This window comes from Aliidiomarina soli (genome assembly GCF_003986975.1).
In the GTDB taxonomy this organism is placed as follows: domain Bacteria; phylum Pseudomonadota; class Gammaproteobacteria; order Enterobacterales; family Alteromonadaceae; genus Aliidiomarina; species Aliidiomarina soli.
In genome coordinates, this window is record NZ_PIPO01000004.1 from 288,845 (window position 1) to 315,434 (window position 26,590).

A 26,590-nucleotide genomic window follows, 5' to 3' on the forward strand; every position below is an offset into this window, starting at 1 on the left:
TAAAGGAATCCCTATGATAGGCTTGATTGGCATCGCCGTTTTACTGCTCATTGCTTACGCATTTTCTGCTGCACCTACCCGGATACGCTGGCGCACCGTTGGTGGAGCCTTTGCATTGCAAGTCGGTCTTGGCGCTTTCGTACTCTATATCCCCCTGGGCCAGAATTTACTGGGTGGTTTCGCGCTTGGTGTGGCCAATGTCATTGGTTATGCCAGTGCAGGTATGGAATTCCTCTTTGGTGACATTGGCGCGTATTCTCAGGGCTTTATTTTCGCAATCCACGTGCTTGGGGTCATCGTATTCTTCTCCTCGCTGATAGCGGTGCTGTATCACATCGGTATTATGCACTCGGTAATTCGCTTGATTGGTGGCGGGTTACAACGCTTACTCGGGACCTCGAAACCCGAGTCAATGTCAGCAGCCGCCAATATTTTCGTCGGTCAGACTGAAGCCCCGCTTGTGATACGTCCTTATATACCGCGAATGACCCGATCTGAGCTTTTTGCGGTCATGGTCGGTGGCCTGGGTTCAATTGCTGGCTCAGTACTGGCTGGGTATGCAGGGCTGGGAATCGAATTAAAGTACCTGATAGCCGCCTGTTTCATGGCTGCACCAGGTTGTTTGTTGATGGCCAAAATTATTCTGCCGGAAACCGAAGAACCGCTTGACCAGCTTGCTGAAACCCCGCTCGAAGAAAAACGTACCAATGTCATCGACGCCGCAGCGTCAGGTGCTTCAAGCGGTATGCAACTGGCCCTGAACGTGGGCGCTATGCTACTCGCCTTTGTTGCATTGATTGCCCTGATAAATGGCATTATTGGCTGGGTTGGTGGCCTCTTTGGCGCTGAAGAGCTGACGTTGCAGCTGATTCTGGGTTACATCTTTCAGCCACTGGCGTTCATTCTTGGCATAAGCTGGGACGAAGCTCGGCTTGCGGGGAGTTTTATTGGCCAGAAACTGGTTATTAATGAATTTGTAGCCTACCTTGATTTCGCCAACTACCGGGATCAGCTGAGTGAGCATAGCCAGGTAATTATTACCTTTATGCTCTGTGGTTTTGCCAATTTTTCTTCGATTGCAATCCTTCTGGGCGGACTCGGCGGGATGGCACCAAGTCGGCGCAAAGACATTGCCGAGCTGGGTATGCGCGCTTTGTTGGCCGCCACGCTGGCCAATTTGATGAGTGCGGCAATCGCCGGGGTCTTCTTTGCACTTTCTTAATGATCGCTTTTCCTGACAATTAGTTACAATTAATTGTCAGGACGTAAGACGCGTTTCGGTTTATACTATCAAACTATACCGCCTGGACTGATTCGGGCGGTTTGTTATTTTTATTCTTAAAGGAGCAGATTATGAAATCCGTTTGGATAGCGTTCATGCTGGTACTTGCCCTCGTTGTGCCGAGTGCGATGGCGCAGGAGCGCATCGAAAATGATAATCCGCACCGCTTATTGCAGGAAGTTGCGGAGAAAATGCTGCAACGGATCCGTGATGACCGCGAGCGAATTGAGCAGGAACCTAATTATCTGCGCGTAATTATGGAAGAAGAACTTATTCCTTATACCGATTATCGTTTTGCGGCGGCACAGGTCATGGGTCGCAATTGGCGTGCGCTGAATGACGAACAACGTCGTCAGTTTGTGGATGCGTTTCGCTCATACCTGATCAATACCTATGCGCGGGTCTTTACTCAGTATGATGAAGAGAAGCACGAATTGCAGTTCGGTCGTGAAGATGCCTATGAGAATGAGCGGGTGGTAATTGTCCGCGCTCAATTGAATCAGAATGATGGGCCGCCAATACGGCTGAACTTCAACCTTCGTCGTCAGACCCCTGAATCGCCGTGGATGGCATTCGATCTTGAGGCGGAAAACATTAGCCTGCTCAGCGCACAGCGCTCTGAAATTCAGTCTATTTTAAGTCAACGAGGCTTTGACGGAGCAATTGAACTGCTGCGTGAACGCGCGAGCGTCGAGATTGATCTCGACGAGGAACTTGATGCGGACGAATTTACCTCACAAGGGTAAAGTGCGAAGCGGAGCGATTGAGCCGATTTGGGTTCAACCCAACTGACCTCAGTAGAGCATGACAGAAAGCCAGCTAGTTTAACCGCTAGCTGGCTTTTTTATATTTTGTAACAATTTTCCGGTTACCATTGGCTTATCTATCCGTGTATAGATACTAGACTGACTCAATACAGGAACGACCTTATGCAAAGTACAGAACAGCGCTACAGCGAATACAAAGTGATTCATATTGTTGAAGGAGGCTGTGGCACCATTTTTCTCGGTTCATCTGGCTTACCCATGAAAAAAATCGAAGCCGAACTGAATGCCTATGCGGCGGATGGCTGGCAGGTGGTGTTTCAGGTTCTGGAGATGAAGCGCTTCTGGTTGTTCTGGCAGCGTGAAGCCATGATAGTCACACTTGGACGGTAATACGAGTGAACGCACAACAGTTACTGATCCGCTCGATTCAGGCGTACCAGCGTAGCGGCGGTAGTCGCCGCTGGTTTGGTGTTTGTTGTAATTACGCGCCTACTTGCTCTGAATACACCCTTCAGGCAGTGCGTGCGTTTGGTGCGCGCAAAGGGATGATGCTTGGCTGGAAACGAATACGGCGCTGCCGTGGTCACGATAGCTTTTGTGTGTGTTATGAGCCCTTTCAGCCTGAACAGCAAAGTCAGAGCAAAAACCTCAGTCAGGAGGCAGCCTCGCATGTTAACTAAACGAGACGTTAATACAGACGAAGAAAGGCTGCGCAACAGGGCTCAACGGTTGCCTGCTATCGAGCGGAAAGCGTTCTACGAGACCGTCCGTCGCGAAGTGAAGGACCCGGATACCTATGCCGTGCTGAACTGGTTTTTTATCTGCGGGCTGCATCATTTTTACCTGCAGAAATGGCTTCGCGGCAGCATTAACCTGACTGTCTTTGTGCTTTCCATTGTCTTGCTGGCGACAGGCTGGCAGGGGCTTGGTGTGGTTATGCTGCTTGGTGTTCTTGTGCTTGAACTGGGGGCCTTATTTCGCTCTCAGCTGATTGTGCAGGACTATAATAATGGCATTTATCGACGTAACCTCGCCCGTTTAGGGGTAGAGGGGTAAGCCAGCTGATGTGGTGTCGTCGACACCACTAACGGCCATACCAGAGTTCAAATTCAATCCCAAGCATCCAGGCTCGTTCGCGCTCTTCCTCGGGGAGTTCCTTTGGCCAGTGCATACCGACCCATTTCTCCACATAGAACCAGTCGCGTAGCCAGGACTGGCGGTGGATAAAACGGGTCGAAATATCTTTGTGCTGGACTTCGGCTTTGGTTTCACCTGCATAAGTGATTTCAAATGCTACGGCTTTCTCTTCATCGTACAAATGGTAAATAGCAGCACTGTTACGCAGGCGGATACCTTCTACCCGTTCAGCATAGGTGGCTTCATTCGCTAAACGCAGCAGCCACTCGGGGCCCCAGGTGTGTTCATAATCAACTCGTTGAGCAAAGCCAAAGCCGTCGCTGTCACGCCAGAAGGCGGCGGACCGGGTGCGAAATTGAGCGTTGTTGGTTATCCGTTTTTGGTATAGGTAACGTGCTTCGGTATAAGGATCTGCATTTATCCCACCACGGATCCCAGCTGACACGTTAAATCGATTCTCCTCGCCCTGGCTGGGGTTAAAGCCCAGCCCAACCAACCATTCACTGTCCCCGTTGATGTTTCTCAGCACTGAGGCGCGGCGTTCAGCGTCCTCGCCAACCACGTAGTCATCTGTGTCTACACGGCCGATAAAGGCAGAGAATCGGTTTTCGGCAATGGGTAAATTGACTCTGACCCGAAGGCTGGAGCGTACCCGCCAACCCTCGTACTCAGTCCACTGCGGCGCTAACGAGACTCGGCCCTGGCTGTCATAATCACTGTCATCAAAGGTTCGGCTATCACCAAAAAAACCATCGAACCAGCGAGCAGTGGCATCGACCGACGCCTGCACCCCACGCTGTACGCTGTCGAGCATCATATCGTCGTCATCAGGTGAGGACGTCTGCTGATTGGATTCTTCGTCTGCAGACTGTGAGCTGGATGTTGTCTGAGTAACCTGTTCTGGCTCATCCTGAGATTGTGCGCAACCCGACTGACTTAGCATCAGAGCAAACGCAATAAACGGCAAATATGCAGGGCGCCATGACCGCATAAGGTAAATTCCCTGTTAACTTTTTTATAATAGTGTTAGCCAAGATAGTGGCTATATAGCTGTTTTGTCCAGAACTTGACGCTGGGTTTACAAAGTTAATGCGGGGAAAAACTGAAGTAATCATCGTTAAGCAAACTGTGACCGTGCTGTTTCAGCCATCGTTCCGCTTCACGGTAATCGGTGTCGTAGTGCTCCACTAAGGCCCAGTAGGCGGGAGAATGGTTAAAGTGAGTCAGATGACACAGTTCATGTAAGACTACGTAGCGCACCACCCATTCTGGTGCAGCAAACAGCCGCCAACTGAAGCTCAGTGTTTTTTGCGCCGAACAGGCACCCCACTTCGCGGTGTAATTGGCAATGCGCCAGGCTGCAGGGGGTGTAGCTATAGCTGCTGGCATATCCGCTAAATGTGTATCGAGCCAGTGCTGGGCCTGTTGCCTGAACCATTGCTGAACCAGCTTTTGAGTTTGGGCAGCGGGTTGAGTACAGCGTCGTGATAAACGAATTTGCAGAGTATTATCGATAGCTTCAATCGTATTTCTGTGCCCAGGGCGGACTTCAAGGCGCATTGCCTGGCCTAGCCAGAACAGGGTTTCCCCATGTTGCCACAGCCGTTTGGGAAGATCGCGCAGGCGGGTCTGTTGCGCCTGCAGGTGGCGTGTTATCCAGTCCTGCTTGCTGGCAACGAAGCTGTCAATACGGTGTAAAGCCACACTTTCCGGGGCTGCTACTCTGACTTTACCTTGCTTAATGGTAATGCCAATAGTGCGGCGGCGCTTGCTGCGAGATAAGGTGTAGTTCAATGGCAGGTCCCCAAATTGACTCGCAAATATGGTATAACGTTGCCAGCCAAACTTACAGAACAGACTGACAGGAAATATTCATGAGCAGACATTTCGATTACCTTAGTATCGGCGCTGGTAGCGGTGGTATTGCCTCAGCCAACCGGGCTGCGATTCGTGGAGCCAGTGCGGCCGTGATAGAAGCAAAAGCGGTCGGTGGCACCTGTGTAAACGTCGGTTGTGTACCAAAGAAAGTCATGTGGTATGGCGCTCATATCGCAGAAGCGCTTAAATATGCGCCTTCTTATGGGTTTGAAGTCGAGCAGAAAGGCTATGACTGGGGCACCCTGGTGAAAAACCGGGAAGCTTACATCGAACGTATTCATGGTGGTTATAAACGCGGTTTTGCAGGCAACGGTGTTGAATACATTGAAGGGTTTGCGACCTTTGTTGACAAGAACACCGTGGAAGTAAACGGCGAACAGATTACCGCTGACCATATAACCATTGCTGTTGGTGGCCGGCCGACCGTGCCTGATTTACCGGGCGCTGAGCATGGCATTGATTCTGACGGCTTCTTCGCATTAACCGAGCAGCCTAAAAAGGCCGTGGTTGTGGGTGCCGGCTACATCGCAGTAGAAATTGCCGGTGTATTTCATGCATTAGGCACAGATACCCACCTTCTGGTACGCCAGGACCGGCCTCTGCGAGATTTTGAACGGTCGGTGATAGACAGCTTGTTAACACGCATGGAACAGGACGGTGGCCCGACGCTGCATACCTACAGTGAAGTAAAAAAAGTTGATAAGAATGACGACGGCACGCTCTGTATTACGACCCTGAATGATGAAATTGTAGATCAGGTCGACTGTTTGGTCTGGGCCATTGGCCGTGAACCAACGACGGATAAAATCAACCTTGCCGCGGCGGGCGTTGAGGCTGACAAACAGGGCTACATTAAGGTTGACGACTATCAGAATACCAATGTCGACGGAATATACGCGGTCGGCGATATTACCGGCGCAGCACAGCTCACGCCGGTGGCAATTAAGGCTGGGCGTTTGCTGGCCGAACGTCTTTTCAATAAAGACATGCCAGATGCGCACATGGATTTTAGTCTGATCCCAACTATTGTGTTCAGTCACCCACCGATCGGCACTATTGGAATGACTGAGGTTGACGCTGTTGAGCACTACGGTGCGGATGAGGTTAAGGTATATGACTCGGGGTTTGCTGCCATGTACAACGCGGTCACCCCGCACCGTGCAATGAGTCACTTTAAGCTGGTGTGTGCGGGTTCGGATGAGAAGGTGGTAGGACTGCACGGCATTGGCGAGGGAATGGATGAGATCCTGCAGGGCTTTGCAGTAGCCATGAAGATGGGTGCGACAAAAGCCGATTTCGATGCCACAGTAGCCTTGCACCCAACCAGTGCTGAAGAGTTTGTTACCATGCGTTAAGTGCGACTGTGAGCCAGTTCTTACAGCGCGTCTATTATCGCAATGGCGCGAACTACCGTAATGGCGATGATGTCAGCTTTGCTGATATCCAGCGGCGCTATGATTTTTATAGTATTCGGGTGGGTCGTTGGGTTACTTCCGTTGAGCAACAGCGGGCGGCTAATCTTTTTTACGATGCGTTGCGGGATATGGAGTCTTTGCTCAGGGTTCCGCCTGAGGTTATTTCTTTAAACGGAACCCTGGCGCTGCATTTCGCAGTGGGCGGTCGTAAGCACAGTGCTGCCCACTATGAACCAGCGAGCAGAGCATTGGCCCTGGCAAAAAATGCAGGCGGCGGGAGCCTGGCGCACGAGTGGTTCCATGCGTTCGACCACTATATCTGTGCGCATATGTTCGCTACCCATTCTAAGGTGCCAGCAGAGGCGTTCGCGTCGCGCTACTGGCTTAGTCATCACGACTTCAAAGTTCATCCACTGAACAATTTGCTCGATACCGCCTTCAAGTTACTTTTCCTCGATAGTAACGGCCAAGGGGTGAGCCCCTTTATGCGCCATTGTATGGCTATCGACCAGCGGCTCGGGCGGGTTTATTTTAGCCAGCCAGAGGAAATTGCGGCGCGTGCGTTTGAGCGAATGCTGCAAGGGCTGGGGCAAAAAAATCACTTTCTGGTCTCCGGCACGCTGCAAAGTGAGACGGCCAATGCCGGGCTTTACCCCGACTCATCCACCACGTTTCAGCTTGGTGAACTCTGGTTGAGTTATTTTTACCATTTGGGTCGTGCGCTATCAGCGAAACGCAGTTCGTCATAACGTGTTACAAATTTGTTTGTAAATGCAATTGCGTACGCTTTGCATCACAGATATGGTTAAAATTCATTCATCTTGAAGTCATCTAATCTCAGAAAATAGGGAAACTACGTCATGGTAGATACTAAAATTACGCTTTTATTTGCTGCCAGTGCATTGGTACTCGCAGGGTGTGCAGGTGGAGCGGATCGTTCGTCTGAACAGCAGGTGTTAAATGAGGAAGGCGAAGTCGTACAGATTTGTCGCATTGAAAAGCCAACTGGATCTCACATTGGCCGCCGTGTGTGTCGTTCACCAGAAGAGATGGAAGCGAACCGCGAAGCCGCTGAAGGCGAAATTGATCGCCAGCGTCGTGGCGACAGCTACCAAAACTGGTAAGCAAACGGGTAAGCGTGTTATTCACGCTTACCGAGAATGCGCTCCAGCCGTAATAACACTAAAATAGTTGCTGCACCGGCGATCAGGCAGACTCCAGCCAGTAACCACTGGCTGCTGCCGGTTGCCTCTGCGTAGGTAGCAGGCAGCATAATATCCCCTTCGATTTGCCACGGCCAGATACGGTACAGAGCCCCGATCACAATCCCACACAGAAATGCCAGCATGGTGTCGTGGTGACGTTTTAACAGCATATTCAGCAGTCGTGAAAACGCCAGCAGACCGACCACACAACCTAGCGCAAACAGTGCTAGCAAGTTGAATCGCGCGTCACTAACTGCACTCACCACCGGCGCATACATTCCCATTAGCAATAGCAGGAAGCTACCGGAAATGCCTGGCAGGATCATCGCACAGATAGCGATAAAGCCAGCCCCGAAGAACATTAAAGGCATAGGGTCACTGTGAACTGGTGTGAGCAAACTAATACTGAACGCAAAGAGAGCGCCTGCTACCAGCAATCCAATGCGCGCTGCATTAAAGCGAACTGCTTTTAAAAGCCAGGGTAACGCCGCAATAATCAAGCCGTTAAAAAAGGCCCAAAGTGGAAGCGGATTAGTGATCAGCAAATAATGGATCAGTGTCGCCAGTGAGAAAATGCTACTAAGAATACCGGCAAATAAACAGAGTAAAAAGGTTCCGTCGACATGCTGCCAGAACGCCCGCCACTGGCCTTTCGCTACGAACCGAAGTGCCTGTCCGTTGAAAGAGGCCAAAGCGCCTAAGAAGCGTTCATAAATACCAAGAATGAACGCCAGGGTTCCACCGGAGACGCCCGGGACTACGTCAGCCGCGCCCATCGCCAGACCCTTTATAATCCAGTTAATATAGTTTTTTAGTTGCATGGTTTTGCTAGTCTCAAGATAAATTAGACACCGGCTTAGCATTCCTGGCCAGACAGCATGTCAGCTCCGAGCCGGAGCCCGGAGCATAGTGGTCCATGCGATCTTAGTTGTCGAGTAAGTTTTGCTGTAAAAACTCGGTCATCATGGTGCGTAAATGCAGCGATGTGCCTTCACCTTCGCTGATACCGTGGGTACGGTTTGGATAGGCCATAAAACGGAACTGCTTTTGTGCTCGCACCAGTTCGTCAATAAGCCGCTCTGAACCCTGATAATGAACATTGTCATCAGCGGTCCCATGAACTAGCAGCAAGTCACCCTGAAGGTTCCCGGCATGGCTTACCGCGCTGGTATACTCGTAGCTTTCAGCCGCCTCAGGCAGTAACCCTGAATAGCGTTCCTGATAAATGGTGTCGTACAGACGCAGGTCAGGCACTGGTGCCAGTGCAATACCAGCGTGGAATTTCTCCGGGTAGCGGAACAGTGCATTCAGCGTTTGTGAGCCGCCGCCGCTGTGGCCCCAGATAGCAACCCGCTCACTGTCGATGTAATCCCATCTGTCGGTAATGGCGTCTAAAGCGTCGGCCTGATCGCGAACCGTGATCACTCCAAGCTGTTGGTAGATCGAATGACGCCAGGCTTGCCCGCGTGGCGAACGCGTGCCGCGATTGTCTACTGATACCACGATGAAACCCTGTTGGGTGAGGTATTCATGCCACAGCCAGCTATGCCCTAGCCAGTTGTCGGCGACAGTCTGGCCCCATGGTTCTCCATACACATACATTAACAGTGGGTAGGATTTGCTGGGGTCGAGGTCAGCCGGGCGCATAATGTAGGCGTCTAGTTGTAGCCCATCGCGTGCTTCGACGCGAAAGAATTCCGTCTCGCTGGTAATTCGCTCTGCCAGGGTATCGGCCAGTGTTTCATTCAGTTCCAGTTCGCTTACCACCTCGTGATCAGGCAAGCTCAGCATTCGCGTTTGCGGCGCCTGGCCGATACTGGCGTAGCTGTGGATAGCAAATTCACCTTTGGCGTCAATCTGGTAATCATGGGTACCAGCCCAATCTGCCGGGGTCAGTCGTTCTAAGGTTGTCGCTGTATCGGCCTGCGGCTGAATGGCCGCTCGCATTAGTACTCGCTGCAGTGGATTATCCGGGGCCGCTACGTAATAGACCCAGCCCTGATTGTCGGCGTTAATGACAATCTGCTTCACATCAATAATGTCGTAATCCCGATGCTCATCGCTTGTCAGGGGGCTGAGTTCGGCACCCTGCTCGTTGCGATCAACCCGGTATAACTGCCGGAACCCATTACGCTCACTGAGCCAGGTAAATGACTGGCCGTTGTTAAAGAACTGAATATCATCGACCTGCTCTACCCAGGCATCGCTTTGTTCGGTGAGCAAACGCTGCACGTTTCCTTGCTGACGCTCAGCAACCCATAAGTGCATGGTGTTCTGGGCGCGATTCATTTGCTGAATCAGCAATTCATCACTGTTGCCCGCCCATTCCATACGCACCAGATAATGGTCACGCGGTTTCCCGGGCAACTGCATCCAGGTGGTTTCACCCCCGTGGCTTGGCATAACGCCAATACGCATTGCCGAGTTGGTCTCGCCAACTTTCGGATAAGGGAATTCGGTCAGGGTGGGATAGAGTTCAGAGACGTTATCTATCATCGTGAACATCGGCACGTCACTGGTGTCGAGTTGCCAGTACGCAATGTGTTGACCGTCAGGGCTCCAGCGGAAACCATCACGTAGATAGAATTCTTCTTCGTTGACCCAGTCGAATGTGCCGTTAATGGTATCTGTGCTGCCATCGTCGGTCAGTTGAGTCACCGAACGATCCGCAAGAACCTGCACATAGAGGTTATTTTCCATCACAAAAGCGACCCGGTCTGCGCTTGGGTTGAACTTTGCAAACTGCAGCGTGGCTTCGGGCATATCAGCCCCCAGTTGCAGCAGTTCACCGCTGTTACGGTCGAGCACCCAATAATCGCCGAGGGTGTGGGTCCGCCACGAGCGGCGTGTATTGGTAAATATCAGTACCTTACTGGCATCGTCTGACCACTGGTAGTCCGCAATAGTCAATGCGCTTTCAGCGCCATCTGGGGTCAGTTCACTGGCGCTGACCATGACTTCAAGTTGCTCACCAGTGGCTGCATAGAGGACGATATCCTGGCCTTCGTTCGTGCCGGCTTCCAGGGTCGTGAAACCCCTGCCATCGGCTAACCAACGGCTGGTCGGAAAGCTCTCAACAGCGAAGGTATTTTTTTGATATATATCGGAAAGTTCGAAGGTAGTAGGCAGGTTATGCGGTGTGCCCTGGTAGCGCGATTCGGTACTACTGCAGGCGACAAGGGTTAAGCCAGTTACGAGTGCCACTGCGGTAACGCGCTGGCGACGCAGGAAAGTAGAAAGAGTCATAATAGTAGTGTCATGATAATGGACGAACCCCCAGTGTAACCAAGTTTAGCCATTGAAAACACTGTTGCGCCTATACTCATTGCTTTCACTTGAGTGCTCACTTGAGTGTTCACTTGAATTTCGCCTCCCGAGGCCTTATTTCAGTAGTAAATGCATTTTCAGAATTTAGGTAGGTAGCTCCATGAAGCAACAGGACCGTAGCGAAAACCCTCTGGCCGGCGATTTCCTTTATCCGCCATTTTCCGCAATTCAGGCCGAGCATATTCAGCCGGCACTTGAGCAGGCGTTAACCGAGAGCCGCGATTTAATTGAACGTGTGGCGGCACAGGCTTACCCGAGCTGGGAAACCCTGGTGGCGCCCCTGGAACATGCGGATGACAAGATCAGCCGGATCTGGTCGCCGGTATCCCACATGAATGCTGTGGTCAGCAACGACGCCTTGCGCGAGGCCCACGACAACTGTCTTGCGCTGCTGTCCGATTACTCAACCTGGGTTGGCCAGCATGAGGGACTTTACCAGGCTTATCAGACCCTGCGTGGCAGCGATGAGTTTAATTCACTGGATCAGGCTCAGCAGCGGGTGATTACCGAAACCCTGCGTGATTTCGAACTCAGTGGTGTCGCCCTCGCACCGAAAGACAAGTCGCGCTATGGCGAAATTCAGTCTCGTTTGTCGGAACTTAGCTCGACCTTTAGTAACCAGTTACTGGATGCAACTCACGCCTGGTATAAGCATGTCACCGATGAAAATGACCTAGCTGGATTGCCGGAAAGCGCGCTGGCAGCAGCGGCCGAACAGGCCAAAGAGCGGGATTTGGATGGGTGGGTATTTACCCTCGACATTCCAAGTTATTTGCCGGTCATGATGTACGCAGATAATCGCGCGTTGCGTGAAGAAATGTACCAGGCGTTTAGTACGCGGGCTTCAGATCAGGGGCCGAATGCAGGTGAGTTTGATAACAGTGCAGTAATGGAAGAGACCATTCGCTTACGCCATGAACTGGCGCGCTTACTTGGCTTTGCCTCCTATGCGGAGCTGTCGCTGGCGACCAAAATGGCCGACAGCCCGGCTCAGGTGATGGACTTTTTAACTGACTTAGCCGAGCGCTCGTTACCAGCTGCCCGTGCCGATGTGGAAGAGGTTAAGGCGTATGCTCAGGCCAATGATTCGCTTGAACAGCTGCAGGCCTGGGACATGGCCTATTACAGCGAGAAGCTGAAACAACAAACCTATGATATTTCAGACGAGACTTTGCGTCCTTATTTCCCCGAAACGCAGGTCGTTAATGGCTTGTTCGAAGTGGCAAAACGCCTTTTCTCAATTCGCATTGAAGAGCAGCAAGGGGTTGATACCTGGCATCCGCAGGTACGGGTTTTTAATATCTACGATAAAAACGATGAACACCGGGCCAGTTTCTACCTTGATCTTTATGCGCGCGGGAAAAAGCGCGGCGGTGCCTGGATGGCCGAATGCGCAGTACGGCGGCGACTGCCGGATGGGTCGCTGCAAATACCTGTGGCCTACCTGACCTGTAATTTTAATAAGCCGGTCGGCGATACTCCGGCGCTGTTTACCCATGATGAAGTGATCACTCTGTTTCATGAGTTTGGCCATGGGTTGCACCATATGCTGACGCAGATTGATGTTGCAGGTGTTTCAGGTATTAATGGCGTGGCCTGGGATGCAGTCGAGCTGCCGAGTCAGTTCCTTGAGAACTGGTGTTGGGAAAAAGAGGCGCTGGCCTTCATTTCCAGTCACTATAAAACCGGTGAAGCCCTGCCGGATGATTTATTGCAACGGATGCTGGCAGCACGTAATTTTCAGTCGGCCATGCAGATGGTGCGTCAGCTTGAATTTTCATTATTTGATATGCGTCTGCACCATGAAGTTGACCCCGAACGAGTTGCAATTCAAGCTATTCTCGACGATGTACGGAGTAAAGTGTCGGTGTTTACACCGCCAGCATACAACCGTTTTCAGCATAGTTTCGGCCATATTTTTGCGGGCGGTTATGCCGCGGGGTATTACAGCTACAAATGGGCGGAAGTGTTGTCGGCAGATGCGTTCGCGCGGTTCGAAGAAGAAGGTATTTTCAATCCACAGGTAGGCCAGGACTTCCTCACTCAGATCCTGGAGCGAGGCGGTAGTGACGATGCGATGACTTTATTCAAAGCGTTTCGTGGTCGTGAACCTGATATCAGCGCGTTACTTCGCCACAGCGGAATTACCGCGGATGTGAGTGGATAATCGCTGAGTTGGTAATTGCAGCATACGCCGGACGCGTATGCTGCATCAACTGGCGACGCTGATAATAGTACGGACTAAGAGCGCCATCAGGATGACACAGCCGACAATGGCGATGGCACCGACAGCGATATAAGGCAATGGATTTGACTGGGCGAAATCGCGGGCGCGGGCTTGTTCACTCTGAACCCCCAACAGTGCGGCGGCAACGCTTTTACACACCTGCCAAAAGGTAACTTTCTGACTGGAAGCCGATTCTTTGTCTGTCGATTGTTTGTCTGTTGATTCTTTGTTGGTCATAGGGGTCTTCATTTTACTGCTGAGTTAAATGTCGGATGACACCTGTCGCACTGAATTTAATGAAACTGAGAAGCTTTACTCTGAGGGTCACTGCCAACGGTAAATAACCACTCAAGAATATCTAAATAGTGGAACGAAAACGAACTGCGAGGGGCCCGGAGCTCAAAGCGCAGCTGGCTTTGCGAAATTCCACCTGGCTCAAGTGCCTGTTCCGCTGCATTACACAGTTGTTTTGTATCTGATTGACCGGTACGTTCGGACTGCGCAACTTGCCGCAACGGACAACGTAGCATACTGATCTCGCTGGGGCTGTTAGTGTTAGCCCCAGAGTTAGCTCCCGTGTCAGTCCATGACCACAGCAGGCTGGCAGAAACAGCCAGAAGCGTAACTAATATCGCATTTTTGAGTAAAAACTTAAGCATCACAATTCCTTTGGCAACACAGGTGTCGACAACTGGTTAATCTATCACCAATTTAAGTGGTGGTCTACATCTGAGTAACAACAGATGATTCCGTTCCCTGTGACTGCTAAACTAGGCGGGTTTTCCCCATTTACCAACCCAATAAACGAAGAGAGAACCGATGCAGAACCTGGACTACTGGATAGCACCATCTATTTTATCAGCCGATTTTGCCCGCCTGGGCGAAGAAGTGGATGCAGTGCTCGCAGCAGGTGCCGACGTTATCCACTTCGACGTCATGGACAACCATTTTGTACCCAACCTTACGATTGGACCTATGGTATGTAAAGCCTTGCGCAAGCATGGCATCACGGCACCAATTGACGTCCATTTGATGGTGGAGCCGGTGGACCGTCTGATCCCGGATTTTGCGGAAGCCGGCGCGTCTATTATAACCTTCCATCCGGAAGCATCTGTTCATCTTGACCGCACCCTGCAATTAATTAAGGACCATGGCTGCCAGGCAGGACTTGTCTTTAACCCGGCGACGCCTCTGCATTATCTTGACTACGTGATGGACAAACTGGATGTTATCTTGCTGATGTCAGTGAACCCTGGCTTCGGTGGGCAGTCGTTTATTCCATCGACGCTGGATAAAATCCGTGAGGTTCGCAAGCGCATTGACGTAGCAGGACGACCTGTTCGGTTGGAAGTGGATGGTGGGGTGAAGGTTGATAACATTGGCGAGATCGCAAAAGCGGGTGCCGATATGTTTGTAGCCGGTTCAGCTATTTTTAATCAGCCTGACTATAAGCAGGTGATTGACGCCATGCGTGAGCAATTGAAGTAGTCAGCGGACATTGTAATCAGAACATACTATTCAGTACATCAATAGCATACTAAAGAAGGTAACAGGACAATGAGCAAACCAGTTGTACTTAGCGGATGTCAGCCATCCGGACAGTTAACCATTGGCAATTACATGGGGGCATTGCGTCAATGGGTTGGCATGCAGGATAGCCATGACTGTAAGTTTATGCTGGTTGATTTGCATGCTATTACCATACGCCAGGACCCGAAAGAGCTGCATCAGGCAACCTTGAATGGGCTGGCGCTGTATATCGCCTGTGGCCTCGACCCGGCGCGCAGTACTATCTTTTTGCAGTCTCATGTACCTGAGCATACGCAGCTGGCCTGGATCCTGAATTGCTATACCCAAATGGGTGAGCTAAACCGGATGACCCAGTACAAAGATAAAACAGCAAAAAACGAAGCTAATATGAACGCTGGGCTGTTTACGTATCCGGTACTGATGGCGGCCGATATTCTGCTTTATAATGCCAATCAGGTGCCAGTCGGTAATGACCAGAAGCAGCATCTTGAACTGGCCCGCGACGTCGCGACCCGGTTCAATAATATCTATGGTGATACCTTTGTGGTGCCGGACCCTTTCATTCCTGAACATGGCGCGCGCATCATGAGCCTGCAGGACCCGTTGAAAAAAATGTCCAAGTCAGATGAAAACCCAAATAACTTTATTGGCCTACTGGAAGACCCGAAGAAAATCGCGAAGAAAATTAAGCGCGCGGTCACGGACTCTGACGAACAGGCCCGGGTTTATTTTGATCCAGAGGAGAAACCGGGAGTTTCTAACCTGTTAACACTGTTGTCCGGGGCCACGGGCAAATCAATTGAGTCCCTGGTTCCTGATTATGAAGGCAAGATGTACGGCCATCTGAAAGGGGATGTGGCGGATGCCGTGGTAGCGATGCTGGAACCTTTGCAACAGCGTTATCATGCGCTGCGTGACGACCGCGCAGCACTTAATAGCATTATGCAGGACGGCGCAGAAAAAGCGCGGGCCTCCGCTGCTGAGACAGTGCGCAAAGTTTACGACACTATCGGTTTTGTCACTCCGTAATCAGTTATTCAAGAATCAGCTATTCAAGTCGCCGCAACGCGTTTTCCAGCGTTGCGGTATTGAATTCCCCGATATGGGTATAGCTCACACGGCCGTCACTATGCAGAAACAAGGTGGTGGGCAGAGCATGCGAACCGACTGCCTGTCCGAGTTCAGCGTTCGCATCCAATAAAACATGAGGCAGTGTCAGCTGCTGTTGCTGCAGGAATTGCTCGACAGTGCCTGAACCCTCGCCTTGATTAACGGTAATAAAAGCAACCTCAGGCCAGTCGGTGCTGGCTTGTTCCAGTAGCGGCATTTCACGTACGCAGGGTGGGCACCAGCTGGCCCATAAATTGATCACCAGCGGTTGCCCAGCAAAGTCTGCCGGCAATTCTCTGGCGTGTCCTTCGAGGTTGGTTAAAGCCAACGCTGGTAAGCCGGTTTGTTGTTGGTAATATTGACTGACGTTAGTCAATACGACGGCCACAAACAGTCCTGACAGGGCAGCCGTTGCTAAGCGTAATTTCGCTTGCGGAAGGCGGTAGAGTTCCCAACCGGTCCAGAGTATACCGGCAATGATCCCAGTGCTGAGTGAAAAGCCACCATCGCGGATATTGATCAGTTGCCAGGGCGCGCTAAGATAGACATCGTAATATTTAATTACAAATACCAGACGGGCACTGATCAAACCCACGGCTATAATACGAAAAAGTATGTCGCCCATGCCGTACGCCTGGCGTCGGCTGAGCAACCAGCCCAATAAAAAAGCGGTTGCGCAGCTGATAAAGAAAATCAGATGGTGGGTGGCAAATGTAAATGGGCCAAAGGTAACGGACATGGCTGAACTCTCTGCTGATGGTGGTGAGTTGGCTAAAATAGCAGTCTACGATAGCAAGGAAATATGAAATGAAAATGATGTTTCGAACTTTTACACTGGCGTTGCTTGTTTCAGTGTTCACCATTAGCACAGCGCAGGCCTCGTTGCTGTGGAAAGTAACCGGCAATGACCTGGACCAGCCTTCATACCTGTTTGGCACGATTCATGTGATTTGTCAGGATCGGTTTTACATGGATGAGCGCATCGAAGATGCAATTGCCAGCAGCGAGCAACTGGCTAAGGAAATTGATATCTCTGCACCAGGGACCATGATGCGCCTGCAGCAGTTAATGGTAAACCCTGATGGACCTTATCTTGAAGAGCACCTTAATGAAGACGAACTGGCAACGCTGGACCAGTATTTTCTCGATAACTTCGGTGTCGGCCTGGCGCAGGTTGGAGCGCTGAAACCAATGGCGCTCAACTCGATGTTACTGATGGGCGCAATGCCATGTGCTGATACCGAGTCGTATGAAGCCTTTTTTGCGCAACGCGCGTCAGAACTTGAACTACCAATTCTTGAATTAGAAAGCGTCGAGTTTCAGATGAGTCTGTTCGACAATATTCCTCAGGAGGAACAGGTTAGCTGGCTGCTGGAAATGGTTAAAGACGACCAGGCAACGACTGAACAAATGGAATCTCTGATTGATGCTTACTTAAGCGAAGATCTGGATACCTTATTAGCGTTAATGGAAGAGGATCCGCAATTTGCCGAGTACGCTGAGGTGTTGCTGGATGAACGCAATCAGAATTGGGTCGCACCGATCCGTGAGATGATCCATGAGCGGAGCACCTTTATTGCTGTGGGCGCTGGTCATTTGCCAGGCGACATGGGGGTTATCACCTTATTGCAGGATGCTGGCTATACGGTGGAACCAGTCGCTCGCTGAGCCTTCGGCTTTGCTGCAAACGTTGAATTGAAAAAGACCTGCTGATACTCAGCAGGTCTTTTTTATTGCAGCTGGTGACTACAGCTGATTAAGGGGGAGCTTCAGATAGACCTTGCCGCTGTCGTCTGCCGGAGGCATGTGGCCTGCGCGAATATTGACCTGAATCGATGGCAGGATCAGTCGCGGCATATCGAGAGTGGCGTCGCGGGTATCCCGCATCTCGACAAACTCCTGCTCGGAGACCCCGTCGTGAACGTGGATATTACGGCTGCGCTGTTCAGCAACCGTGGTCAGGTACTCGTGTGAACGACCCTCTGTGGGGTAATCGTGGCAAATATACATCTGTGTTTCGGGTGCCAGCGCCAACAACTTTTTGATCGAGCGGAACAGGGTCTTCGAGCTGCCTCCCGGGAAGTCGCAACGGGCGGTCCCAACGTCAGGCAGGAATAGAGTGTCGCCGACAAACAGTGCCTGTTCGTTAACCAGATAGGCGAGATCGGCCGGAGTATGACCCGGGGTATGGATAACCCGGAACTGCAGTTCACCAACCCTGAAGGTTTCCTCGTCTGCAAAAAGATGGTCGAAGTGAGCACCATTCGGCAAGAACTCTTTTTCCAGATTAAAGACCTCTTTGAATATTTTCTGCACGCCCTTAATGTGCTCACCTATCCCAACTTTGGCGCCTAATTGCTCACGCAGAAACGGAGCCGCAGACAAGTGGTCCGCGTGAGCATGTGTTTCCAGTATCCATTCGATTTCGAGGCCTTCTTCATGCACGAAATTGACGATGTTCTGCGCGCTGTCTGTTTTCGTTCGTCCTGACTTGTAGTCAAAGTCGAGCACCGAGTCGATCACGACGCCTTTGCCTTTTGGTTTGTCATAAACCACATAGCTAAAGGTTTCACTATCATTATCAAGAAATGCTTTCACCATAGGTGCGGAAAGTTTGTTCTGGCTCATGACTGCCTCCTCATGAATCGCCTAATCTGGTCAGGTAACCTTAGTTTGGTTATATATATATTCGATTTGGTTATTTATCAAGGGTACAGGCTAAAGTATAACCGATTGCTATATTCGAATTAATTAATATTGAGATAAATCATGATTTATGCAAAAAATTATCCGACGCAGTTAGGCCAGCGGTGAGTGCGAGACCTGTATCCGCCTCGGCACCGAAAGTTTAACTTCAAGGTGGTAATCACCGTTGCCCTTGCTATACCTAGAACGACATACTTTTTGTAAGGCGAGTGCGACATTTTATCCAACGAAATCCGCTCACAGTAGGCGTATAGTGTTGGACAACACCGTAGCCAGCTCTTAAGGAGATGCTGATGGAATTAGATCCACTCTTACTATCGCGAATACAGTTCGCGTTTGTTGTTTCATTTCATGCCATATTCCCGGTCTTTACGATAGGGCTGGCATCCTATATTGCCTGCCTCGAAGGTCTCTACTACAAAACAGGTAATAAAGACTGGGAGCGTCTGTCTAAATTCTGGATTCAGGTCTTTGCGGTTGTTTTCGGCATGGGCGTTGTCTCTGGCATCGTGATGGCGTTTCAGTTCGGCACCAACTGGAGTAACTTCGCTTATACGGCAGCAAACTTCCTTGGCCCGGTACTGAGCTACGAAGTGGTCACGGCATTCTTCCTCGAAGCTGCGTTTCTCGGCGTGTTATTGTTTGGCCGCGATAAAGTGCCGCAAGGCATTCACTTCTTTGCTGCCTGCATGGTCGCATTAGGAACCTTTATTTCCTCGTTCTGGATCCTCTCGGCAAATAGCTGGATGCATACCCCGGCGGGCGTCGAAGTACGGGACGGTCTGTACTACGTGGCGAGCTGGTCAGAAGCGATCTTTAATGCGTCATTGTGGCCGCGGTTTTTCCATATGGCATTGGCGTCCTTTTTAACCGGTGGCTTTGTGGTTGCAGGGGTAAGTGCCTGGTACCTGTTACGCAAACGAGACGTTGAACTGCATGGCAGAGCATTGTCGATGACACTGTGGTTGCTTCTGTTCATAGCCCCGGCACAGGTTGTGGTGGGCGACCTCCATGGTCTTAATACATTTGAAAACCAGCCAACTAAAGTAGCGGCGATGGAAGGGAACTGGGAAACCTCGAGTGGGGTCCCGCTGTTGCTGTTTGCGATACCGGATCAGGAAAACCAGACCAACCATTTTGAAATTGCGGTACCTAAACTGGCGAGCTTCATTCTGACGCATGACTGGGACGGAGAAGTTCCCGGCCTCAACGAGGTGCCAGTCGATGAGCAGCCGCCGGTGGCCATCGTATTCTGGGCATTCCGGATTATGATTGCGATTGGTATGGCCATGGTGGCTGTAGCGGTGACTGGCTTGTTCATGCGTCGCGGTAAGCGCTATCTGACTGCCCCCTGGTTCCTCAATACCTTGCGTTTGATGGCGGTGACCCCCTTTATCGCCGTACTCGCAGGCTGGTTTGTGACCGAGCTTGGTCGGGCACCATGGCTGATTTATGAGCAGTTCAGCCATGCCGATGGGTTAACACCGTCACTCACTGGCGGAATGGCGCTCTTTACCTTGATTGGGTATATCCTTGTCTATGCGATGATCTTCAGTGCAGGTTTGTATTACCTTATGCGTGTTTTGCGTACGGGTGCAGAGCAGCACGATTATGGCTATGACAAATCCGGCAAGCGCCCTAAACGGCCATTGTCGGTGGCGGATGCTGACTGGGAAGAAGACGATGAAACGCGCAGTAAGTGGAATACTACCGCGCAAGATCTTGCTGACGAACAAGGAGCACGCTAATGGTTGAGCCAGTATTTGATTTAGTCTATATCTGGGCTGGGATCATCGCCTTCGGTGTCATCATGTATGTATTGATGGACGGCTTTGACTTAGGCCTTGGCATGTTATTTCCATTTGCCCCGGATGAAGACGCGCGTGACGTAATGATGAACTCAATTGCGCCGGTATGGGATGGTAATGAAACCTGGCTGATTCTCGGCGGGACGGGGTTATTAGCCGCGTTCCCGCTGGTTTACGCGGTCTTTTTACCTGCCTTGTATATTGGTGTTTTCCTGCTTCTGGCCGGGCTTATTTTCCGAGGGGTCGCCTTTGAGTTTCGTTTTAAGGCGAAAAGCTCGCGTTACCTGTGGAACTGGTCGTTTACCATTGGTTCAACGGTGGCGGCATTCGCTCAGGGCGCTGTGGTGGGGGCCTATATTGAAGGGTTCGAAACACAGAACATGCAGTATGTGGGCGGAGCCTTTGACTGGCTGACTCCTTTTACGGTGTTAACCGGGTTGGGGCTGGTAGCGGGTTATGCGTTGCTGGGTGCGACCTGGTTAATTATGAAGTCGGAGGGTTATATTCAGGCCTGGGCTTATAAAATAACACCCTGGTTACTGCTGGCCGTGCTCGTAGTCTTTGCCTTAATCAGTGTGTGGACGCCGATCATCGACCCATTTGTGGCAGACCGCTGGTTCGGTGGGGTAAGTTTGATCTGGATTTTACCAATACTGGCCTTGCTCTGTGCCTACCGGATCTTCAGCAGTGTTCGGCAAAAGCGCAATGGAACGCCGTTCTTAGCCACCATGGGGATGTTTATCTTTACCTACCTCGGCTTACTGGCAAGTAAGTTTCCCTACGTGGTACCGCCCAGCTACACCCTTTGGGATGCGTCATCAGCGCATGAGTCACAGCTCTTTTTGTTAATTGGACTGCTCTTCGTGATCCCGTTCGTTCTCGCCTATACCGCCTGGACCTACTGGGTTTTCCGCGGCAAGGTCAAAGCTGGGGAGGGGTACCATTAAGTGTCCGCCTCGTCGTATCTGAGTAATCTGCAACACCAACTGACGGGCTCGCTTTGGCGAGCCCGTTTGTATAGTGCGGTGCATGGGTTGGTAGTGATTGCCAGTATGCTGGCGCTGACCTGGTGGGTTCATCGCAGCGTTGAGGAAGCGACGGTGCATCTGGCGTCGATGATGCTGGCGTTGGCCTTTTTCGGCCTGCGCGCTGCGAGCGGGGCGGCTGCGCAAAACGCTTGCCAGACGCTCGGAGAGCAGGCCGAACAACTGGCACGGGACACTCTGCAGTGGAGCTGGCAACAAGCAGAGGACGGTTCCACGGCGGCACAGATTGAACGCGCCAACCTGATGGTTGAACCTGTCGAGCGTTTGTATGCTTACTTTGCCCGGTTCCAGCCACAACTTTGGGTGGCGTGTACGACGCCGCTGGCTATTCTGCTGGTAGTAGCCTGGCTGGACTGGATTGCCGCGCTGTTCTTGCTCCTCTCAGCACCGTTGATTCCTGTTTTTATGGCGCTGGTTGGAATGGGGGCTGAACGCCTTAATCAGCAGCATCTTGCCACTACCCAGCGCTTAGCTGGCCTGTTTGTGGACAGGGTGCGGGGCTTGACCAACCTGCAGCTTTTTTCAGCCACCGACAAGGCGGTCAATGATATTGCCGGTGCTGGCGATGACATGCGTCAGGCCAATATGGCGACCTTGCGCATTGCATTTTTGTCCTCGGCGGTGCTTGAGTTCTTTTCCGCGGTGGCGATTGCCGCGGTGGCTATTTACGTTGGCTTTGCCTTGCTCGGTTATTATTCAATAGGCCCCGCCGCCTCGCTGACCTTTTTTGCCGGGCTGAGTGTGTTGGTATTGGCACCCGAATTCTTTCAGCCACTGCGCACCCTATCGGCACATTACCATGACCGTGCGTCGGCGCTGGCGGCGGCCGACCTTCTCGACCGCGAACAGCGTCGAGCTAAAAAGTTTGCGGACTATAGCGTCCCTCAACATGGCTCGGATCTGCGTATTGAACACCTGAGCTTTACTTACCCGGGTAGTCGATTGCCCGCGATCGAAGACTTTTCACTTCGCGCGAGACCGGGGCAACTGGTGCTACTCAACGGACCGTCAGGAAGTGGTAAAAGCACCTTGCTGAAATTGTTAACCGGGCAGCTTGCCTTGTCCGCTGCTGAAGCGCATCAGCGGGTCGAACTACCCTGTATGGATCATATCGCTTACATGGCCCAGCAACCCTACTTTGTGTTTGGTTCGCTGGCTGACAATCTACGGTTGGTTAAAGCAGACGCCAGCGATGAACAACTCCATCAGGCGCTGGCATTTGCTGAGTTGACGCTGCCATTGGAGACCTCTGTGTATGAACGGGGGCAGGGCCTGTCCGGCGGCGAACAACGCCGGCTGGCATTAGCACGGATGCATCTGCAGCCGTCACCCTTGATGCTTTTTGATGAGCCAACCGCTGCTCTGGATGGGTCGACAGCACGATCAATTATCGATGCCATTGTCGGTTTAAAAAAACGCGGGCACATTGTGCTGGTGGCCAGCCATGAGCCTGAGTTTGAGGCCGTGGCTGAGCATATTATTGCGGACCTGAGCGGAGGTGACCATGTGGCACCGCACTGACTGGCAGCGGCTGAAACCATGGCTTGGGGTATGGGAACAACAGCGCGGCCCGCTATTTGCTGGAATCATGCTGATGCTGGTGACAGCATGGGCAGGCATTGCGCTGCTCGGTTTGTCAGCTTGGTTTATCAGTGCCGCCGGGCTGTTTGTGGTGGCCTTCGATATATTTCTGCCAGGGGCCGGTATTCGCGCACTGGCGCTTATACGCACGGTAGCACGGTATTTCGAACGGGTGCGTAACCACGACCTGGTTCTGAACTGGCAAAATCGTTGGCGGGTGCGATTGTTCAAGGGACTGATGACGCTGTCAGTGACCAGTACTGAACGCTTTCGCGCCGCTCGTTTGTTGCAGCGGTTAACTCAGGATTTGAGTGCGCTGGATGATTTATATCTGCGTATCCTTGGCCCCTTGCTTGTCGCCAGCATCAGTGCGGTTGTACTCGGTGCTGCATTCTGGTTGCTGCATCCCGCGTTGGCTGCGGTGATCTGGATATGCAGCCTGGTTTTGCTTCTGCTACTGACCACTGTGTTTGCTCAACGCCTGCGACGTCTGTCCGCTAGGGAGTTGGGTGATAGTGAGTATTTACGTCAGCAGGCGGTTGAGTTTGTTCAGTGTAAAGCGGAGTTACATGCCTGGGGCGTGTTGACCCCGGCGGTCAGGGAAGTGGCACAGGCCCGTTTACAGCTGGGGCAAACTCAACATCAGTTGCGTCGTCGGTTAAGCTGGTTGCAGCTGGCGCTGGAGGGCTTTGGTCATGGTCTGCTGATCGTCATGCTTGGGTTGGCCATGTGGTTGTCATTTCAAGAGGCTTTCAGCACGCCGTTAGCCTTATTTGCCGCCTTTGCTGTGCTAGCGAGCATCGATGTCTGGCAGCCCTTGGCCCAGGCGATGCTGTTATGGGGCCGGGTGCAGGGCGCGAGTGAGCGTTTACAGGGGTACCTGAGGCGAGCGCTGGAATTGCCATCGGTTCACCCGTCAACGGATGAGAACAGACCGCAGCATGCACCTTCTATTCAGGTATCTGAGGTCGTCATTGAAAACAGACCATTAACCGCAAAAAGCCTTAGTATGACGGTTGCACAGCAGCAGCTTATTTTGCTCAAAGGCCATTCCGGCTGCGGCAAAACCAGCCTGCTGCACGCCATTGCGGGGCTTCTGCCGCTGCAGCAGGGCAAGATTGAATTTCGCCACCAGGGTCAACCTATTGCCCGACCTGAATTTACTCTGCTAACCCAATACACACATATTTACAGCGCCACCGTTGCCTCGAACCTGCGGATGGCGCGAACCGGAGTAACCGATGAAATGCTTTGGCAGGCTTTAGAAATTGTCGAGCTCGCCGATGACATAGAGGGACTGCCGGAACAGCTCGACACCTGGTTAGGTGATGGCGGGGTGCAGCTCTCAGGTGGCCAGGCAAGACGTCTCGCACTGGCACGGTGCTTGTTGCATCCAGCTCCATTGATGCTGCTGGATGAGCCTTTTAGCGGTGTTGGCGTGGCCCAAAGTGAGCGGATTTGGCGCTCAATTCAGCCCTTGTTGAAAGGCAAAACGGTGATTTGTGTGACTCATCAGGCGCTGCCTGAGGTTGGGCCTGAAGGCAGTGATATCACGGTGGATCCGATAGTGCAGCAGGATTTTGAATTGTGCTATGATCGCTAGCCTTAAATGACCCTTGCAGCGGTGCCCGAATGCTGGCCATGATCGACAATTACGATTCGTTTACCCACAACCTGGTGCGCTATTTTCGTGAGCTAGGGCAAGAGGTAGAAGTGCTCCGTAATGATCAGGTTAGCCTTCAGCAGTTAAGGGATATGGCACCTGCGGCCTTGTTAATATCGCCGGGACCAGGAACACCGAATGATGCCGGGATAAGCCTGGCCGCGATTGAGCAATTTGCCGGAGAGATACCCATTCTTGGGGTCTGTCTTGGTCACCAGGCAATTGCTCAGGTATTCGGCGCTGACGTGGTGTCCGCTAAACAGGTCATGCATGGTAAGCGTTCACCGGTCCGTCATTCGGGCAAGGGAATATTTTCGGGTATTGCATCGCCGTATCAGGTGACTCGCTATCATTCCTTGGCGGTTGCGGCGGAATCGCTGCCGACCGCACTGGTGGTGGACGCCTGGATTGATGATGGAGCTGTTGATGGTGGCGAAATCATGGCCGTCCGTCATCGCGATATGCCAGTATATGGTGTGCAGTTTCACCCGGAGTCGGTGGTGACCGAACATGGTCATACCCTGTTAGCTAATTTTTGTCGTTTAGCTGGACTGCCAGTAGACGTTGATATAGACACTTTGGCTGCAGGCCTGTCATAACAGGCTGCAATTAAGAGTAATGATAAGTGGTTAAGGCGCGCACGTCTGGTGATATACTCGGCGGTGAGTTAAGCATAGGAGTTGGTATTTAGTGTCTCAATCTGCGCAGTTTCCTGCCTCATCTAAAACTGAGTCACCTGATCGAGTTAATGTTTTAGCGCGAAGATTTATTAACTATTTGATTAGTTTAAATTTCGCGCGTGGCCAGTTTAACTCAGAAGAAGGATTGGTTGACGACGATGAAGCGATTAGCCGTGAGCTTCTGGCTGTTGAACAGAAGCGCCGTGCGGAAAAAGCCAAGTTAAGTGCAGTTCAGGATAAAGTGCGCCGGGACGTCGAGCTGCGCATGCAAAAGCGATTGTACAGAGAAACGGCAAAGCGTCTTGAGGACCAGCAGTTTATTCGTGAACGAGTGCTGATGTTGGCGGAAAATACCCCTGCCTTGCTCGATTTAATGTTTGCCCCTTCGGCCTCGTCAAAACGGGTTGAAGAACTGTCTCAGGGTCTCGACTGGCTGCATGTTGGCGTGGTCAAAATCGTCAATATGCCACCCTTCCTGGACCCGAATGACCCCAAGAGAACCAAAATAAATAACTATCGCGGTGCCCTGAACTTTATCGGTGCCGAAGATATTAAAGTCATAGCGCCAGCGCTAACCATGCAGAACTGGCTACCACCGGCTGAGCCTCCGTTTACCTTATTGCGGCGCAAACTGTGGCAACATGTTATGGCCACCGCTGTCGTATGCCAGCGTTTAGCCGAGCTAAATGGCAAACTTGACCCTGCGATTGCCTTTAACACCGGCATGTTTCATGAAATGGGCAAAGTGACCCTGGCTCGTCTGTATCTGCGTGTGTTTGAAGATGTGCGGCAAAAAATGTTTGAAGAACTGCGCAGCGAGAAAACCTCAACCAGATACAATGCACTGATGCATGTGGAACCTGATCAGCAGTTTTTGCGCGATATGATGCTAAAACAGGAACGTGTGGTTACCAAACTTTTGTTTGAAGGGTTTGAAATGCGCCATTTGCCGTTGGCACAGATCTACGCTGACTACGCGAAAGCGAAAACTTTCGAGGATACCTCCGGCTACTCACGTCTGTTGTGGCAGGCTAATACCTTCAGTGAATTTCGCATGCTCCACGCTGCTAATCTGGCGTCTCTGGATGATGGCAAGCGGATGTTTGCGGCCACCCGTTTAAATGGTAAAACCATTGTGGAGTTGCGTAAGCTCAACCTGAAAAAGCTCATTCTGACCCGGAATCGGGAGAGCGAATAAAAGCAGCTCTCAGCTATTGCACATTGTGCT

Annotated in this window: 26 protein-coding genes; 18 read left to right on the plus strand and 8 right to left on the minus strand. The window is 51.7% G+C overall.

Annotated elements, in window-relative coordinates; translation table 11 throughout:
- The first annotated feature begins 13 nt into the window (after positions 1 to 13).
- The 5 genes from CWE14_RS10475 to CWE14_RS10495 all read left to right on the plus strand — a co-directional run bounded on the left by CWE14_RS10475 (position 14) and on the right by CWE14_RS10495 (position 3,105).
- The gene (locus CWE14_RS10475; protein ID WP_126799327.1) at positions 14 to 1,222 is read left to right on the plus strand and encodes a NupC/NupG family nucleoside CNT transporter; all 1,209 of its coding nucleotides are present in this window, start codon (positions 14 to 16) and stop codon (positions 1,220 to 1,222) included.
- Positions 1,223 to 1,353: 131 nt separating this feature from the next.
- Positions 1,354 to 2,028 carry an MlaC/ttg2D family ABC transporter substrate-binding protein gene (locus CWE14_RS10480; protein WP_126799328.1) on the plus strand — a complete coding sequence of 225 codons (675 nt, stop codon included), beginning with the start codon at positions 1,354 to 1,356 and terminating at the stop codon, positions 2,026 to 2,028.
- A gap of 183 nt (positions 2,029 to 2,211) precedes the next feature.
- Complete coding sequence (locus CWE14_RS10485) at positions 2,212 to 2,439, plus strand: DUF4177 domain-containing protein (protein ID WP_126799329.1); 228 nt, start codon at positions 2,212 to 2,214, stop codon at positions 2,437 to 2,439.
- Between the two features lie 5 nt (positions 2,440 to 2,444).
- Positions 2,445 to 2,729 (plus strand): membrane protein insertion efficiency factor YidD, encoded by a 285-nt coding sequence (gene yidD / locus CWE14_RS10490; RefSeq protein ID WP_198676576.1) that lies wholly within the window; start codon positions 2,445 to 2,447, stop codon positions 2,727 to 2,729.
- Positions 2,719 to 3,105: a TM2 domain-containing protein gene (locus CWE14_RS10495; protein ID WP_126799330.1), complete on the plus strand. Its 387-nt coding sequence runs from the start codon at positions 2,719 to 2,721 to the stop codon at positions 3,103 to 3,105. Before yidD ends, CWE14_RS10495 begins: the two co-directional genes overlap by 11 nt.
- A 28-nt stretch (positions 3,106 to 3,133) precedes the next feature.
- Here CWE14_RS10495 and CWE14_RS10500 read toward each other — a convergent pair whose 3' ends face one another.
- Both CWE14_RS10500 and CWE14_RS10505 read right to left on the minus strand, forming a co-directional pair.
- On the minus strand, positions 3,134 to 4,177 hold the full coding sequence (locus tag CWE14_RS10500; protein ID WP_126799331.1) for a hypothetical protein: 1,044 nt from the start codon (positions 4,175 to 4,177) through the stop codon (positions 3,134 to 3,136).
- A gap of 95 nt (positions 4,178 to 4,272) precedes the next feature.
- Positions 4,273 to 4,980 (minus strand): M48 family metallopeptidase, encoded by a 708-nt coding sequence (locus tag CWE14_RS10505; RefSeq protein WP_157981810.1) that lies wholly within the window; start codon positions 4,978 to 4,980, stop codon positions 4,273 to 4,275.
- A gap of 80 nt (positions 4,981 to 5,060) precedes the next feature.
- Between CWE14_RS10505 and gorA the strand changes: the two genes are divergently transcribed.
- The 3 genes from gorA to CWE14_RS10520 all read left to right on the plus strand — a co-directional run bounded on the left by gorA (position 5,061) and on the right by CWE14_RS10520 (position 7,603).
- On the plus strand, positions 5,061 to 6,419 hold the full coding sequence (gorA, locus tag CWE14_RS10510; RefSeq protein WP_126799333.1) for a glutathione-disulfide reductase: 1,359 nt from the start codon (positions 5,061 to 5,063) through the stop codon (positions 6,417 to 6,419).
- Positions 6,420 to 6,427: 8 nt separating this feature from the next.
- A complete protein-coding gene (locus CWE14_RS10515; RefSeq protein ID WP_126799334.1) occupies positions 6,428 to 7,228 on the plus strand; it encodes a CLCA_X family protein in 801 nt (266 codons plus the stop codon).
- A gap of 111 nt (positions 7,229 to 7,339) precedes the next feature.
- Entirely contained in the window at positions 7,340 to 7,603 is a 264-nt protein-coding gene (locus tag CWE14_RS10520) for a hypothetical protein (protein WP_126799335.1), read from the plus strand.
- Between the two features lie 17 nt (positions 7,604 to 7,620).
- On the opposite strand, the gene CWE14_RS10525 is transcribed toward CWE14_RS10520, so the two are convergent.
- Together CWE14_RS10525 and CWE14_RS10530 are read right to left on the minus strand one after the other, a co-directional pair.
- The gene (locus CWE14_RS10525; RefSeq protein ID WP_126799336.1) at positions 7,621 to 8,505 is read right to left on the minus strand and encodes a DUF368 domain-containing protein; all 885 of its coding nucleotides are present in this window, start codon (positions 8,503 to 8,505) and stop codon (positions 7,621 to 7,623) included.
- Positions 8,506 to 8,608: 103 nt separating this feature from the next.
- A complete protein-coding gene (locus tag CWE14_RS10530) occupies positions 8,609 to 10,930 on the minus strand; it encodes a S9 family peptidase (RefSeq protein WP_126799337.1) in 2,322 nt (773 codons plus the stop codon).
- A 181-nt stretch (positions 10,931 to 11,111) separates the two neighbouring features.
- On the opposite strand from CWE14_RS10530, the gene prlC reads away from it, so the two are divergent.
- Positions 11,112 to 13,178, plus strand: coding sequence for an oligopeptidase A (prlC, locus tag CWE14_RS10535; RefSeq protein WP_126799338.1), 2,067 nt, complete (start codon positions 11,112 to 11,114; stop codon positions 13,176 to 13,178).
- A gap of 45 nt (positions 13,179 to 13,223) precedes the next feature.
- Here prlC and CWE14_RS10540 read toward each other — a convergent pair whose 3' ends face one another.
- Together CWE14_RS10540 and CWE14_RS10545 are read right to left on the minus strand one after the other, a co-directional pair.
- The gene (locus CWE14_RS10540; protein WP_126799339.1) at positions 13,224 to 13,475 is read right to left on the minus strand and encodes a DUF2970 domain-containing protein; all 252 of its coding nucleotides are present in this window, start codon (positions 13,473 to 13,475) and stop codon (positions 13,224 to 13,226) included.
- A gap of 56 nt (positions 13,476 to 13,531) precedes the next feature.
- Entirely contained in the window at positions 13,532 to 13,897 is a 366-nt protein-coding gene (locus CWE14_RS10545) for a hypothetical protein (protein WP_126799340.1), read from the minus strand.
- Positions 13,898 to 14,057: 160 nt separating this feature from the next.
- Between CWE14_RS10545 and rpe the strand changes: the two genes are divergently transcribed.
- Both rpe and trpS read left to right on the plus strand, forming a co-directional pair.
- Positions 14,058 to 14,726, plus strand: coding sequence for a ribulose-phosphate 3-epimerase (gene rpe, locus CWE14_RS10550; RefSeq protein ID WP_126799341.1), 669 nt, complete (start codon positions 14,058 to 14,060; stop codon positions 14,724 to 14,726).
- A gap of 69 nt (positions 14,727 to 14,795) precedes the next feature.
- A complete protein-coding gene (gene trpS, locus CWE14_RS10555) occupies positions 14,796 to 15,797 on the plus strand; it encodes a tryptophan--tRNA ligase (RefSeq protein WP_126799342.1) in 1,002 nt (333 codons plus the stop codon).
- Between the two features lie 19 nt (positions 15,798 to 15,816).
- On the opposite strand, the gene CWE14_RS10560 is transcribed toward trpS, so the two are convergent.
- Positions 15,817 to 16,617, minus strand: a complete 801-nt coding sequence (locus CWE14_RS10560) for a TlpA disulfide reductase family protein (RefSeq protein ID WP_126799343.1) — start codon at positions 16,615 to 16,617, stop codon at positions 15,817 to 15,819.
- Between the two features lie 68 nt (positions 16,618 to 16,685).
- On the opposite strand from CWE14_RS10560, the gene CWE14_RS10565 reads away from it, so the two are divergent.
- Positions 16,686 to 17,546 (plus strand): TraB/GumN family protein, encoded by an 861-nt coding sequence (locus CWE14_RS10565; protein WP_126799344.1) that lies wholly within the window; start codon positions 16,686 to 16,688, stop codon positions 17,544 to 17,546.
- A 78-nt stretch (positions 17,547 to 17,624) separates the two neighbouring features.
- On the opposite strand, the gene CWE14_RS10570 is transcribed toward CWE14_RS10565, so the two are convergent.
- A complete protein-coding gene (locus CWE14_RS10570) occupies positions 17,625 to 18,506 on the minus strand; it encodes an MBL fold metallo-hydrolase (protein ID WP_126799345.1) in 882 nt (293 codons plus the stop codon).
- Positions 18,507 to 18,877: 371 nt separating this feature from the next.
- On the opposite strand from CWE14_RS10570, the gene CWE14_RS10575 reads away from it, so the two are divergent.
- From CWE14_RS10575 to CWE14_RS10600, 6 genes are all read left to right on the plus strand, one after another.
- Positions 18,878 to 20,332, plus strand: a complete 1,455-nt coding sequence (locus CWE14_RS10575; protein ID WP_126799346.1) for a cytochrome ubiquinol oxidase subunit I — start codon at positions 18,878 to 18,880, stop codon at positions 20,330 to 20,332.
- Positions 20,332 to 21,339, plus strand: coding sequence for a cytochrome d ubiquinol oxidase subunit II (gene cydB, locus CWE14_RS10580; RefSeq protein ID WP_126789642.1), 1,008 nt, complete (start codon positions 20,332 to 20,334; stop codon positions 21,337 to 21,339). The genes CWE14_RS10575 and cydB overlap by 1 nt, the downstream gene beginning before the upstream one ends.
- Complete coding sequence (locus CWE14_RS10585; RefSeq protein ID WP_126799347.1) at positions 21,340 to 22,959, plus strand: ABC transporter ATP-binding protein/permease; 1,620 nt, start codon at positions 21,340 to 21,342, stop codon at positions 22,957 to 22,959. It abuts the gene before it with no gap.
- Positions 22,943 to 24,622 carry an amino acid ABC transporter ATP-binding/permease protein gene (locus tag CWE14_RS10590; protein WP_126799348.1) on the plus strand — a complete coding sequence of 560 codons (1,680 nt, stop codon included), beginning with the start codon at positions 22,943 to 22,945 and terminating at the stop codon, positions 24,620 to 24,622. The genes CWE14_RS10585 and CWE14_RS10590 overlap by 17 nt, the downstream gene beginning before the upstream one ends.
- A 29-nt stretch (positions 24,623 to 24,651) precedes the next feature.
- Positions 24,652 to 25,281 carry an anthranilate synthase component II gene (locus CWE14_RS10595; protein WP_126799349.1) on the plus strand — a complete coding sequence of 210 codons (630 nt, stop codon included), beginning with the start codon at positions 24,652 to 24,654 and terminating at the stop codon, positions 25,279 to 25,281.
- 178 nt (positions 25,282 to 25,459) lie between these two features.
- On the plus strand, positions 25,460 to 26,560 hold the full coding sequence (locus CWE14_RS10600; RefSeq protein WP_126799350.1) for an HDOD domain-containing protein: 1,101 nt from the start codon (positions 25,460 to 25,462) through the stop codon (positions 26,558 to 26,560).
- Positions 26,561 to 26,590 lie beyond the last annotated feature (30 nt).